At 42.2% G+C, this 14,869-nt stretch carries 10 protein-coding genes (1 of these 10 only partly in view); 4 read left to right on the forward strand and 6 right to left on the reverse strand.

Annotation, left to right across the window (positions count from 1 at the left end):
- Positions 1-65: 65 nt before the first annotated feature.
- Positions 66-3,680, reverse strand: a complete 3,615-nt coding sequence (rpoB, locus tag I592_RS14940) for a DNA-directed RNA polymerase subunit beta (RefSeq protein ID WP_010779376.1) — start codon at positions 3,678-3,680, stop codon at positions 66-68.
- Positions 3,681-4,461: 781 nt separating this feature from the next.
- Between rpoB and I592_RS14945 the strand changes: the two genes are divergently transcribed.
- The 4 genes from I592_RS14945 (at position 4,462) to I592_RS14960 (ending at position 8,226) form a co-directional block, all read left to right on the forward strand.
- Positions 4,462-5,427, forward strand: coding sequence for an ABC transporter substrate-binding protein (locus I592_RS14945; RefSeq protein ID WP_010779375.1), 966 nt, complete (start codon positions 4,462-4,464; stop codon positions 5,425-5,427).
- Between the two features lie 41 nt (positions 5,428-5,468).
- A complete protein-coding gene (locus tag I592_RS14950; protein ID WP_010779374.1) occupies positions 5,469-6,392 on the forward strand; it encodes an ABC transporter permease in 924 nt (307 codons plus the stop codon).
- Complete coding sequence (locus I592_RS14955) at positions 6,367-7,170, forward strand: ABC transporter ATP-binding protein (protein WP_010779373.1); 804 nt, start codon at positions 6,367-6,369, stop codon at positions 7,168-7,170. The genes I592_RS14950 and I592_RS14955 overlap by 26 nt, the downstream gene beginning before the upstream one ends.
- Before the next feature lie 102 nt (positions 7,171-7,272).
- Entirely contained in the window at positions 7,273-8,226 is a 954-nt protein-coding gene (locus I592_RS14960) for a biotin--[acetyl-CoA-carboxylase] ligase (protein ID WP_010779372.1), read from the forward strand.
- 32 nt (positions 8,227-8,258) lie between these two features.
- Here the strand turns inward: I592_RS14960 and gor are convergent, their stop codons facing one another.
- From gor to I592_RS14985, 5 genes are all read right to left on the reverse strand, one after another.
- Positions 8,259-9,608, reverse strand: a complete 1,350-nt coding sequence (gor, locus tag I592_RS14965) for a glutathione-disulfide reductase (protein ID WP_010779371.1) — start codon at positions 9,606-9,608, stop codon at positions 8,259-8,261.
- 164 nt (positions 9,609-9,772) lie between these two features.
- The gene (locus I592_RS14970; protein WP_010779370.1) at positions 9,773-11,014 is read right to left on the reverse strand and encodes a peptidase U32 family protein; all 1,242 of its coding nucleotides are present in this window, start codon (positions 11,012-11,014) and stop codon (positions 9,773-9,775) included.
- 13 nt (positions 11,015-11,027) lie between these two features.
- The gene (locus I592_RS14975) at positions 11,028-11,942 is read right to left on the reverse strand and encodes a peptidase U32 family protein (RefSeq protein ID WP_010779369.1); all 915 of its coding nucleotides are present in this window, start codon (positions 11,940-11,942) and stop codon (positions 11,028-11,030) included.
- A gap of 105 nt (positions 11,943-12,047) precedes the next feature.
- On the reverse strand, positions 12,048-14,549 hold the full coding sequence (locus I592_RS14980) for an ATP-dependent Clp protease ATP-binding subunit (RefSeq protein ID WP_010779368.1): 2,502 nt from the start codon (positions 14,547-14,549) through the stop codon (positions 12,048-12,050).
- Between the two features lie 5 nt (positions 14,550-14,554).
- Positions 14,555-14,869 carry the 3' portion of a CtsR family transcriptional regulator gene (locus I592_RS14985; protein ID WP_279625400.1) on the reverse strand. It continues 153 nt past the right edge of the window, so 315 of the gene's 468 nt are visible here — the last part of the coding sequence; the start codon falls outside the window, past its right edge — the gene reads right to left on this strand; it ends in the stop codon at positions 14,555-14,557.

Genomic DNA, 14,869 nt, shown 5'->3' on the forward strand with positions numbered 1-14,869 from the left:
AGAAGTAGCTTCTTCGGAAATAAGCTGAGCACTTCTGGCACATCCTCTTCAGACAAGTGTGTTGCTTATAAGTCTTCGGCAGTTTCGATTTCTTGGATCAAGTCAGATTTTTGTTCCGCTTTTTCAGCAGCAGCTTGCTCTTCCACTTGTTTTGCAGATTGTTGCTGTTCTGCATACTTCGTTAAGGCATCCACTGTGATCAAGTCATCATCATCGTCATCCATGTCTCGCAACTCGATTTCTTTGTCATTAATATCTAAGACTTGCATATCTAAACCAAGAGCTTGTAATTCTTTCACCAATACACGGAAAGATTCAGGCACGCCTGGTTTTGGAATAGGTTCACCTTTGACGATGGCTTCGTAAGTTTTTACACGACCAACCACATCATCTGATTTGTAAGTCAAGATTTCTTGTAACGTATACGCAGCACCGTAAGCTTCCAGTGCCCAAACTTCCATTTCCCCGAAACGTTGTCCACCAAATTGTGCTTTACCACCCAATGGTTGTTGTGTAACAAGAGAGTAAGGTCCAATTGAACGAGCGTGCAATTTATCATCGACCATGTGGGCCAATTTGATCATGTACATCACTCCGACAGAAATACGGTTATCGAATGGTTCACCTGTACGTCCATCATAAAGGACAGTCTTAGCGTCTGCCGCCATACGAGATTCACGTACTGTTTCCCAAACATCGCTATCTTGCGCACCATCGAAGACTGGCGTAGCTACATGGATACCTAGTTGGCGAGCAGCCATCCCTAAGTGCAATTCCAGTACTTGCCCGATATTCATACGAGAAGGTACCCCTAATGGATTCAACATGACATCCACTGGTGTGCCGTCTGGTAAATACGGCATGTCTTCTTCTGGCATGATGCGAGAAACGACCCCTTTGTTTCCGTGACGGCCGGCCATTTTATCGCCTTCGTGAATTTTACGTTTTTGCACGATGTAGACGCGCACTAACATATTCACACCTGGAGATAATTCGTCGCCTGCTTCACGGGTAAAGATCTTCACGTCATGAACGATCCCACCGCCGCCGTGAGGCACACGTAGAGAGGTATCGCGAACTTCGCGGGCTTTTTCACCAAAGATCGCATGCAATAAGCGTTCTTCTGCTGATAATTCAGTTACCCCTTTAGGAGTGACTTTTCCTACCAATAAATCGCCATCGTGAACTTCGGCACCGATACGGATAATACCCATTTCGTCTAAGTTCTTCAATGCGTCTTCCCCAACATTAGGGATTTCCCGAGTGATTTCTTCAGGTCCTAATTTCGTATCACGGGCTTCTGATTCGTATTCTTCAATATGGATTGATGTATAAACATCATCTTTCACTAAACGACGGCTCATGATGATGGCATCTTCATAGTTGTACCCTTCCCAAGTCATGAAGGCTACGACCACGTTTTGACCTAAAGCCAATTCGCCGTTTTCCATAGAAGGTCCGTCAGCTAAAATATCGCCGACTTCTACTTGTTCGCCTAGTCCAACTAATGGACGTTGGTTATAACTTGTTCCTGAGTTTGAACGACGGAATTTTGTGATATCGTATTTATCTAATGCACCGTTGTCGCGACGTACACGAACTTCGTGCGCATCAACAAATTCAACGACACCGTCATTTTTACATAATAAAGCGGCCCCTGAGTCATGCGCTGCTTTATATTCCATCCCTGTACCGACCCAAGGAGAACGTGGTTGGATCAACGGCACAGCTTGACGCTGCATGTTGGCACCCATCAAGGCACGGTTGGAGTCATCGTTTTCCAAGAACGGGATACACGCAGTAGCGACTGCGACTACTTGTTTTGGTGATACATCCATGTAATCGACTTTATCGATCGTTACTTCCAAGTTTTCAGAAGTGGCACGAGCCATAACGACTTCTTCTGCAAACGTGCCGTCATCGTTCAATTTACTGTTCGCTTGGGCTACTACGTAATGGTCCTCGATGTCAGCTGTTAAATAGTCGATCGTATCTGTTACTCGACCTGTTGAGCGGTCCACACGACGGTAAGGTGTTTCGATGAATCCAAATTTATTGACCTTCGCATAAGAAGCCAAGCTATTGATCAACCCGATGTTTGGACCTTCGGGGGTTTCAATCGGACACATACGGCCATAGTGAGAATAGTGAACGTCTCGAACTTCATATCCGGCACGGTCACGAGTCAAACCACCAGGTCCTAAGGCAGATAAACGACGTTTATGCGTCAATTCCCCTAATGGATTGGTTTGGTCCATGAACTGTGACAACTGAGAAGAACCAAAGAATTCTTTGATGCTGGCAACAACTGGACGAATGTTGATCAATTGTTGCGGCGTCAATGTTTCTTGGTCTTGGATCGACATACGTTCGCGAACAACACGTTCCATACGAGCTAATCCAATACGGAATTGGTTTTGTAATAACTCACCCACTGAACGAATACGACGGTTCCCTAAATGGTCGATGTCATCGACATTGCCGATACCTTCCATCAAGTTCAAGAAGTAGCTCATTGAAGCAATGATGTCAGCAGGACGAACCGTACGTACAGAAGAATCTGGGTACGCGTTTCCGATCACAGTGACTTCACGTTCTGGATCTTTTGGTGAAAAGACTTTGATGACTTGAACCGTCATCGGATCTGTCACAACTGCATCTTCAGATGGATAATAGGTTACTGAGTTCAAACCAGCTTCAAGTTTTGGCCCTAATTCTTCCATTACTTGATGGGTAAGAACTGTACCCTTTTCAACAACGATTTCGCCTGTTTCAGCATCCACTAATGTTTCAGCTAAAGTGAGGTTCAAAAGACGTGTTTTAAGGTCTAATTTTTTATTTACTTTGTAACGACCAACATTTGCTAAGTCGTAACGCTTTGGATCGAAGAAACGAGCAGTTAACAAGCTGCGAGAGCTGTCTGCTGTTTTTGGTTCGCCGGGACGTAAACGTTCGTATACATCTTTCAACCCTTCTTCTGTACGAGAATCACTTGGGTTTTTGTGCAAGTCCTTCTCGATCGTGTTGCGAAGTGAATCACTTTCGCCAAAGATTTCAAAGATCGTATCATCTGAACCAAATCCTAAGGCACGAACTAACGTGGTCAAAGGAATTTTACGTGTACGGTCGATACGCACATAAGAGATATCTTTTGCGTCAGTTTCCATTTCTAACCATGCGCCACGGTTAGGAATGACCGTAGAACCGAAACCTTCTTTCCCGTTTTTATCCACTTTACCGTGGAAATAAACACCAGGAGAACGAACCAACTGGGATACAATAACCCGTTCTGCTCCGTTGATGATGAATGTTCCTTGTTCTGTCATTAATGGGAAATCTCCAAAGAATACTTCTTGAGATTTGATTTCTCCCGTTTCGCGGTTCACTAAACGTAAAACAACATGCAATGGTGCAGAATAATTTGCATCGTGTGAACGAGCCTCTGCAACCGTGTATTTAGGTTCTTTCAATTCATAGTCAACAAATTCAAGTGACAAGTTTCCATTAAAGTCTTCAATTGGCAAAATGTCTTCAAACATTTCTCGCAAGCCCTCATCTAAGAACCATTGATAAGAATCTGTTTGAATTTCGATCAAATTCGGTAATTCCAACACTTCACTGATTCGTGCGAAGCTTCTACGTTCTCGGTGTTTTCCGTATTTCACTACGTGTCCAGCCAAGTTCTTCACCCCTCTTAAAAGTTTGAAAACCGATCCGAAGATAAATTACAATAATATTACAAAAATTAAATTACTGTAACGCGCGACATTTTTTGCGGCTTTTAGGCAAAAAAAAACCAAAAATAGAACGTTCTCTTGAAAATATTCATGAGCTTCTACTTTTGTTTCCTTATTTAAAAGCCGGAACGGACAATATTTCGCTCCTGCCCTTTATCAGTTCAGATAGTTTTAGCAAATTAATATAATACACGCTCTGAACATAAAAGTCAATAGCCTCAACGAATGCCTTCACTTTGCATAATGTTTTCTTAAAAATTTCTGCAAGTATTAATTGATTCAAATCGTTTTACATTTTTGAATATTCAGAATATTCTTCTCTTTGTTATTGACATCTCATTTTTCTTAACGTATACTAATCTACATCTTAACAAGTTGGAGGTTATTCCTATGATAAATCATAAAAACTCACAACTGAATAACCGCTATTACTTTAGCTATTTTAGATAGGTTTGTATTCATCACGATGGATACAAACGACTTGAGTGTTTTTTGTATCTATGATGGCTAGAGCATTTCAACGTACCAACGGCCGCATAGAGAAATCTAAGTGGCTGAGGGATCATACTATTTTTGTATTCGTATCACCCACTTAGAGTTTTAGACTTCTAAGCGGGTGATTTTTTTATTGAAAAAGGGTTCGATGAAGGTTGAACAGTTTGAGCAGCAGAGGCCTTTTCCTAGAGAAAAGGAAAAACTTTAAAACGAAAGAGGAGAAAAGATGATGAAAAAGACAGTATTAGCAGGAATTGGATTAGTAAGTTTATTGATGTTGGGAGCTTGCGGCAACAAAGAAGCAGCAAGTAACGATGATGTGAAAACCGTGGGTGTTTTACAGTTGGTACAGCACGCGTCATTAGATAGTGCGTACGACGGTTTCAAAGAAGGGCTGGCTGAAGGCGGCTATAAAGAAGGCGATAATTTGAAGATCGAATATCAAAACGCCCAAAACAATCAAGACAATCTAAAAAGTATGAGCGAAAAATTAGTTAAAGATAAAGCAGATTTGTTATTAGGGATTGCTACTCCTGCCGCGCAATCACTTTTGAATGCAACACAAGATATTCCGATCACAGTTACAGCCGTAACGGATCTAAAAGAAGCAAAACTCGTGAAGAGCGATAAAAAACCAGGCGGAAATGTCACAGGAACAACTGACATGGTCCCAATCGACAAACAAATCGACTTGCTGTTGTCCATCGTTCCTGATGCAAAATCAATTGGCATTATGTATAACGCCGGCGAAGCCAATTCAAAAATCCAAGCAGACTTAGCTGAAAAGGCATTGAAAAAAGCTGGGGTCGAAGTAAAAGTCAAAACAGCAAATACTACCAACGATGTGCAACAAGTAACGGAATCTTTAGCGAATGAAACAGACGGCATCTATGTTCCTACAGACAATACCTTCGCCAGTGCAGCACCGGTGGTTGGAAATGTCGTAAAAGAAAAGAAAATCCCGCTCGTTGCTGGATCAACAGACCAAGTTGACGGCGGCGGTTTAGCAACTGTAGGGATCGACTACAAATCCCTCGGAAAACAAACTGGGAAAATGGCTGCTAAAATTTTAGATGGCGATGCAAAACCCGCGGATACGCCTGTTGAATCCGCAGACTCCCTTAAATTAGTCGTTAACAAAGACATGGCTGAAGCTTTAGGAATCGATCCGAACAGCATCAAAGAACCGAAATAATCACCCTTTAATATAGCTCGACGAAGAAAGAAGGAAGAATCATGAATGTTATCACTCTGTTATTATCAGCGACGTCACAAGGTATGCTCTGGTCGTTACTTGCGATTGGGGTCTACATGACTTTTCGAATTTTAGATATTGCCGATCTGACTGCCGAGGGTAGTTTTCCCCTTGGCGGCGGGATCGCAGCCATCGCTATCGTTAATGGAATGCATCCCGTAGTGGCTACGTTGCTTGCGTTTGGCGGCGGGATGTTGGCTGGCTTGGTCACAGGAATTTTAAATACGAAATTTAAGATTCCTGCACTGCTTGCCGGGATTATTACTATGACGGGGCTATATTCGATTACGTCTCGCGTCATGGGCGCACCAAACATCGCATTGCTCGGTGAAGATACTGTATTCACCGCGGCTCAGAATATGGGATTGACTAAAAATAATGCCGTTATTTTAGTAGGATTAGTGATCGTACTGCTGGCTATTTTACTATTGGTTTTATTTTTCCGAACAGAGATTGGTTTAGCGGTTCGAGCAACGGGAGACAATCCTGATATGAGTGAGGCCAATGGAATCAAAACCGAGAATATGAAGCTGTTAGGGTACATGATTTCGAACGGCAGCATCGCGCTTTCGGGTGCCTTACTCGCGCAAAACAACGGGTTTGCTGATCTAAATTCAGGAGTAGGGACGATCGTTATAGGATTAGCGTCTATCATCATCGCAGAAGTCCTGCTTCGTAATAGACCTATCTTTATCCGCTTGATCACGATCGTTGCCGGCGCTATTATTTACCGTTTCATCTTAGCATTGGTTTTCGAAATGAATGTGGAGCCGACCGATTCTAAGTTAGCTTCAGCGATCGTTTTAGTTATTTGCTTATCGTTACCGCAAATTCGCTCAAAATTTACCATTAAATCCAAAAAGAAAGGGGCGGACGTCCATGCAACCGGTACTAAGAATCAGTAATCTTCATCAATATTTTGAACGTGGAACAGTCAATGAAAATCATGTCTTGCGTGGCATCAACTTAAGTTTAGCCCCTGGTGAATTCGTGACGATCATCGGCGGAAATGGAGCAGGTAAATCCACCCTGCTAAACAGTGTGGCAGGAACGTTGCCGATTGAAGAAGGCCAAATGTTTTTAAACGAAGAGGATATCACGAAACATTCCGTGACTCGACGCTCAAAAAAAATCAGCCGTGTCTTCCAAGACCCGAAGATGGGGACTGCCGTACGCTTATCTGTAGAAGAAAATTTAGCCTTAGCAATGAAACGTGGGCATAAGCGTGGATTTTCTCTTGGTGTTAAAAGCAAAGACCGCAGCTTTTTCCAAGAACAATTAGCGATGTTGAATCTAAATTTGGAAAATCGCCTTGATGCAGAGATCGGCTTGCTTTCCGGCGGACAACGCCAAGCGATCACCCTATTGATGGCAACCCTGCAACGACCTGATTTGATTTTACTAGATGAACATACGGCTGCACTAGATCCAAAAACATCGCTGACAGTGATGGAATTGACGGATCGCCTGATTCGTGAGCAGGAACTGACGGCTTTCATGGTTACCCATAATATGGAAGATGCTATCCAATACGGCAACCGTCTAATCATGCTTCACCAAGGTCAAATCGCATTAGACTTGAAACAAGAAGAAAAAAAACACCTGACTGTGCCAAAATTAATGGAACTTTTCCATCAAAATTCGGGTGTCGAATTGAAAGACGATGCGTTATTATTAGGGTAAAAATTACATGCTTTACTTCCTTCTTTTGTGACAGGCTACTTTTATGTAGCCTGTTTTTTTGTTACACTGAGCCCAGAATAGAAAAAGGAAGAAGGTGTTCGATTGGCAACAAAAGAAAAAGTCTTGGCCTTTTTAAAAGCTGAAAATGCTGTGTTATCTGGCGAAGCGTTGGCTCAAGAATTAGGCGTCTCTCGCACAGCGATTTGGAAAGCCATTAAAGAATTAGAAAAAAAAGGATACCAAATCCAACACTTAGGCAATGGGTACCGGTATCGTCCTTCTGATATTTTGGATGCAAAAGAAATCCAGGAAAATATTTATCCTCCGATGAAAGTGTCTGTGCTAGAAACTTCAGCGTCAACAATGAAAGATGCGCAGCTGGCTGTGGTTGAAGGAAAAAAAACACCTCTATTGATCGTAGCGGATATGCAAGAAGCTCCTCACGGCCGTTTCAACCGCCCCTTTTTTGCAGCGAAACAACAAGGGATCTATATGAGTTTGTTATTGGAGCCAAAAGAGCAATTGCAAGAACTGCCGCAATATACCCTCTTAATGGCCGTTGCCGTGGCTGAAGCGATCGATGAATTATTAGGCGTGGACAGCCAGATCAAATGGGTCAATGATATCTATTTGAATCATAAAAAAGTAGCGGGGATTCTTTCAGAAGCAATGACGGATATCGAAACAAATTCCTTAAAGCATATCATTATCGGCATGGGGATCAATTTTTCAATTCCACAAGAAAACTACCCTGCAGCACTACAAGAGAAAGCAACCTCCCTCTTTCCAACAGGCGAGGCAAGTGCGACACGAAACCAGTTGATTGTCCTGATCTGGAATCGATTCTTTGAATTACTAGCAGAACCAAGCACGTATTTAGCTTCTTATCGAAAAAAATCTTTCGTACTTGGGAAAAAAGTCACGTTTAAACGCAAGGACCGCACCTATTTGGGAACAGCGGTTGCCATTACTGACACTGGCGAATTAGTCGTTGATCTAGGAAACGAACACCTTTCTCTTTCCTCTGGAGAGATCAGCTTAAGCTCGATTCAATAAAAAAATGTGCCCATTCGGACACATTTTTTTATTTATCTCATAGTTACAAATTCTTCGCTGCCTGTTGGGTGAATCGCAACTGTATCATCAAAGTCTTTCTTCGTAGCACCCATCTTAATAGCTACAGCAAATCCCTGCAGCATCTCATCAACACCGATACCAATAGCATGCAGTCCGATTATTTTTTCTTCTTCACCAAGACAGACCAATTTCATCTCACACTTTTGACGGTACTCGCTTAGCGCAAAATACATTGGGGTAAAACGTGAGTGGTACGTCTTGATAGTATCTTTTCCATGGCGCTTAATCGCCTCTTCTTCCGTCAACCCGATCGTTGCGATCGTTGGATGTGTAAAAATCACCGTTGGAACATTTTCATAATCCAAAAACTCTTCTGATTTACCGTTGAAGATTCGTTCAGACAAACGACGGCCTGCTGCAATCGCCACTGGCGTCAAGTCAATCTTACCAATCACATCCCCAACAGCATAAACGCCTTCACTCGTTGTATTTTGGAATTTATCGACGATGACAAACCCTTTTTCATTTAACGTCACCGATGTATTTTCCAGTCCTAATTTATCCGTGTTTGGCAACCGCCCTCCGGCAAACAAGACCTTGTCTCCTGTTAAAGTATTTCCGTTCTCAAAATACACAGTATATGTTCCATCGGCATTTTGTTTGATTTCTTTGGCTACATGATGATCATACAGCTTCATTTTATTGTCGCGATAAATCTCGACCAAATTATCTGCAAGCATAGTATCGAATGTTCGCAACGGACGACGATGACGAAAGGCCCAATGGACTTGCGTGCCCATCCCTTGCAAAACGCCACTCAGCTCTGCTGCAATATATCCTGCACCTAGAACAACGACTTCTTTCGGTTGTTCTGTCAATTCAAAGAATCCATTGGAATCAATCGCAAATTCACCACCAGGTATTTGCATTTGACTCGGACGACCGCCAGTGGCAATCAAAATATTAGCCGCCGTATACTCCGTTCCATTAACGCTAACAATGTGGTCCGATTTAAACGTAGCATACCCTTCAATTCGCTCAACATGGTTACTATCCAACCCACGATAATAAGCCCCATGTAAGAAGTCAATATACTTTTCGCGACGTTCAACCAACTCTTTAAAATCAAATTTTGTGACATCCGCTTGAACACCATAACTAGACGCATCTCGCTCGATCGTTTCCAGCATCGTGCTCGCCTGCCACATTACTTTTTTGGGAACACAGCCTACGTTGACACACGTTCCGCCAATTTTATTTCCTTCAATCAACAGTACCTTTGCGCCGTGCATCCCCGCACGATTTGCCGAAGCGATACCGCCGCTTCCGCCACCAACTACAATGTAATCATATTCTTTCATTCATCTGCCTCCTAGTTAGCATGAATTGCTTAGTTATACTATGTAAATTAAAAAAATGACCTGATTAATTTAGACTCAATACATCCATTTTAATACATTCTTGGAAAAAAGATTTACTTTTTGCCCTGATGATAGAAATTCATTAAAAAAAGACTGAGAAATTCTCAATCTTTTTTCTTACGAATCATATCTCCTGGGTGTACAGGTTGAGCAACAGGCATCGTCAATACCATCATAGGATTTGGTGCTCGGTCGATCCTTTCACCCTCATCATTCTTCATTTCCGTCACTGTTTGTTCAAAATGATGGAATTTTGGCCCATAAAATTCAATTTCATCGCCTACTCTAAAGTGATTACGTTGACGTACGGTGGCAATACCACTCTTTTCATCATAGCTTAATACTTCACCGATAAATTTATAAACAGGGATTTTTCGACGCGGGCCAAAAAGCTGTTCATTTTCTGTGGGAACATGATAATAAAATCCTGTAGACAACTCCCGTTGCGCGACCTTCCATAATTCATCGATCCATTCTTGTTTGCAGACATAATTTTCCGGGTCCGCAATGTAGCTGTCTACAGCCGCCTTATAGACATTCGCTACTGTGGAAACATAATGGATGGATTTCATCCGCCCTTCAATCTTCAAGCTGTCCACACCGTTTTCAATCAAGTCAGGGATATGCTCGATCATTGACATATCTACCGCGCTCATTGAAAACTCTTCCGTCACGTCTCCATTTTCTGTCAGTGACCGATGTTCTTGTGCAAACGGCATATCAAACAATTCATATTTCCAGCGGCACGATTGCGAACAGCCGCCGCGGTTGGCATCACGCATCGACATATGGTTAGATAGCGTGCAACGACCTGAATAGGAAATGCACATTGCACCATGAATGAAAGCTTCAATTTGAATGTCTGTATTGCGACGAATTTCCGCCAGCTCTTCCATGGATACTTCACGCGCCAAGACCACGCGTTCCAATCCTTCATTTTGCCAAAATTTCAATGTTTCTGCATTTGTTGCTGACGCTTGAGTCGATAAATGGATCTCTAGACCTGGAGCTTCACTGGCACAAATCTCAATTAACGCCGGATCAGAAATAATCACTGCTGAGATGCCGATATCGCGCAGCTTCTTAAAAAATGCTCCCGCGCCTTCTTCATTTCCTTCGTGCGTCACCATATTGGCAGCTACATATACTTTTGCCCCATAGTGATTGGCAAAAGCTACACCTTCCTCCATTTCTTCAAATGAGAAGTTGCCTGCTCGAGAGCGCAAGCCGTAAGCATCTCCGCCAATATACACGGCATCTGCGCCATAGTGAATCGCCGTTTTCAATTTTTCCAAAGTTCCAGCAGGTGCTAAAACCTCTGGACGTTTCAAAGTTCTCTTTGTCATGCTGTTATTACTCCTATTTAATCGCTGTTGGGTCTAAATGGTAAAAACCTGTATCCATTCCTCGACCAACAGGATGATATTTTTGAATATCTTGTTGTGCAGCGGTTGCCGCTGCTTCATCCCAAGAATCCGATTCAATCGCTTTTTTCGCATGTGCAAATGTTTTTGCAATCGCAACAAAATCCGCGCCAGGTGTAAACAACCCGTCCAATTTCCAGGTCTGGTAGCCCGCTTGATTTAATTCAGCCAATTCCTTAATCAAATTTAGATCATTGTCCGCAAAAATATGTGTGCCATGCTGATCTTCATAAATAGAATAGTGCGTTTCCGTTTTTTTCGGCTCTGAAATAAACAGGCCCCGTTCTTTTGAAGAAACTTCTGTTTGGTTTGTATAATTAAAATAATTTTCCAGCAAAGGTCTTTTGGATTGATGAATGCATGTTGCGCCATAAACAAGCACTTCGACAGGAACCTCCACGTGCTGACTTAAACGCTGCATCTCTTCAAAAGGAACTTCGCGAGCGAGGATAGCCCCCACAGCACCTTTTTTCTGCCAAAAATTAATTTGTCTTGCATTCGTTACTAATGTTTCCGCGTCATAGATATAAGGCAAATCATATTCTTGAAGTAAATAAATGACACCCGTATCGCCAACAACGACGTGATCCGGTCCGACCTCTGATAAAAAAGCTAAATATTCTGGTATTTTTTTCATCTTATCTGGATGCATAATGCCAGTTATTGCTACATTCACTTTTTTTCCTTGTGCATGGGCCATTTCAATCAACGCTCGTTGTTCTTCACGAGAAAAAGAATGCGGCAATCGCAAGCCAAAAGCTTCTTCCCCTATGTATAAAGTATCTACGCCAGCAGCTAGCAATTCTTCAGCTTGCGCCATTGATTCTGCTGTCGCAATTAATTCGATCATGGTATATCCTCCTTTTAGACTTTCTCATACTATCATAGCTTTCAATAGTTTCCAACTGACTCCATAAAAAAAGAGGATAACGCCTCTGCGCTATCCTCTTTGCTCTTAAACTTTTTCCGGTATTTTCTCTTCATTAGTATTCTTCACAGTCAGTGTGATCTTTCCCTTACTAGCACCGATCGTAACGGCGTCGCCCAATTGAATTTGACCTGACAACAATGCTTCTGCCAGTCGATCTTCAATTTCCTTTTGCAAGGCTCGACGGATTGGCCGTGCCCCATATTCAGGATCAAAACCAACTTTTCCAATCACATCATAAGCAGCAGGGGTGATTTTTACTTTGATCTCATGTTCTTTCATGCGATCTAAAACAGAACGACTCATGATTTTCACGATTTCGTGAATTTGTTCTTGGTCCAATGATTTAAAGACAACTGTTTCATCAATTCGGTTCAAGAATTCTGGACGAAAGGCTTTTTTCAATTCTTCCAAAATTCGTTTTTCCATTGCTTGATGATCTTTTGTAATATCCTTTACATTAAAACCAACATTTTTCTCTTCACGAATTTCTGTCGCACCAATATTTGATGTCATAATTAAAATCGTGTTGCGGAAGTCCACTTTGCGACCCTTAGAATCCGTCAAATGACCGTCATCTAAGACTTGTAATAGAATATTGAAAACATCGGGATGGGCTTTCTCTACTTCATCCAACAAAATAACGGAGTAAGGTTTTTGACGGATTTTTTCTGTCAATTGCCCGCCTTCTTCATAACCAACATACCCTGGAGGCGACCCAATTAGTCTGCTTGTGCTGTATTTTTCCATATATTCAGACATATCGACACGAATCAACGCTTCTTCGCTACCAAACATTGCCTCTGCTAATGCTTTTGCCAACTCCGTCTTACCAACCCCTGTAGGTCCTAAGAACATAAAGGAGCCAATCGGTCGATTTGGATCTTTCAATCCGCTACGCGCCCGACGGATAGCTCTAGAAATAGCCTTAACCGCTTCTTCTTGTCCAACGACACGTTTATGAAGAACATTCTCTAAATCTAATAGACGTTGGCTTTCTTTTTTCTCTAGTTGTTGTAATGGGACACCCGTCCATTGAGAAACTACCGCTGCTACATCCTCATCCGTTACCTGATCAATATAACCATTCTCTTGCTTAGCGGCTTTGACCTTCGCTTGTTCTAACGTCTCAGATAATTGTTTCTCCCTTAATCGTAGGCGAGCTGCTGATTCAAAATCTTGATTTTGGATCGCCTTCTCTTTTTCAATCACCAATTCTTGAACTTCTTCTTCAAGCTCTGTTAACTCGGATACTTCATCCGTAGAATCCAACCGTACTTTAGCTGAAGATTCATCCATCAGATCAATGGCCTTATCTGGCAGTTGACGTGAGTTGATGTATCGTACAGATAATGACACCGCTGTGTGCAATGCTTCATCCGTGATTTCCACCCCATGATGCTCTTCGTAACGAGGCCGCAACCCCTTCAAGATTTCCTCTGCTTCTTCCGGTGTAGGCTCCTCGACTTGTACACGAGCAAAACGACGTTCTAAAGCAGAATCTTTTTCGATGTATTTTTGATACTCATCTAATGTAGTCGCACCAATTGTTTGTAGTTCTCCGCGAGCAAGCGCAGGTTTTAAAATATTAGATGCATCAATAGCACCTTCTGCCCCGCCAGCACCGATTAATGTATGCAATTCATCAATAAATAAAATGATTTGTCCATCATGATAAATCTCATCAATCACTTTTTTCAAGCGATCTTCAAATTCTCCACGATATTTCGTACCAGCAACTAAGGCACCCATATCCAACATCATCAATCGTTTCTCTCGCATATCCTCTGGAACATCTCCGGTAATGATCCGTTGCGCCAGACCTTCAACAATAGCCGTTTTCCCTACACCGGGTTCACCAACTAACACAGGATTATTTTTTGTACGACGGCTCAAGATTTGAACGACACGTCGCACTTCCCCATCTCTTCCTACTACAGGGTCCAAGCGTTTTTCCCGCGCCAATTTAGTTAAATCACGCGCTAAACCGTCTAAGGTTGGCGTCCCTTGAGAATTGCTTTGTTGGGTAGCTTTCGTTGGCGCTTTACGTCGGTTCCCCGCTCCTTGACCTGCATTAGATGCCTCATTTACGCCCATTTTTTTAAGCAAAAGCTGGCGCATTTTAGGTAAACTCAAACCCAGATTTACTAAGATATGCGAAGCCAATATTTCATCATCTCTTAAAAGGCCTAACAAGAGGTGTTCCGTTCCAACTAATTTAGCATTGAACCGTTTTGCCTCATCATCTGCGAAAATTAAAATTTGTTTTGCTCTAGGAGAGTAAGGTAGGTAGCCGCCTTCAGGATAAGATTTAACAGAACCATACCCCGTCATATGTTCAATTTCTTCACGTATATCATTTTCACTCGAATTCATTTGACGCAATGTTTTGCCTGCAATTCCTTGCTGCTCAATCACTAACGCTAACAATAGATGCTCCGATCCAACCGAGCGATGTTTAAAGTATTTCGCCTCTTGCTGCGCGATTGCTAATACTGCTTTTGCACGTTCTGTGTACAGCTGGTCCATATCCCTCACTCCTTTTTCTCATAACTTAAACGTTCCAAAAATCCATGAAGAATCCTTGAGCGTAGTCTATTTTCAATCTGACTGATACCAAGTACATTCTTCGATACCGAACTTAACATCAAATTACCTTCATTTTCTGTAATAATCTCTTCTTCAAATAGCTTCTGAATGATTCCAAAAGCATTTGCTTCGGAAATTTCACTTCCAAAAGAATCCATCAATTGCTCTAAAAAATAATGCTGATCAGAAATCTTAACTTTGCTGATTCGAATATAGCCTCCACCGCCGCGCTTGCTCTCAACTAAATACCCTCGTTGAAA

Source organism: Enterococcus gilvus ATCC BAA-350 (assembly GCF_000407545.1).
Classification (GTDB): domain Bacteria; phylum Bacillota; class Bacilli; order Lactobacillales; family Enterococcaceae; genus Enterococcus_A; species Enterococcus_A gilvus.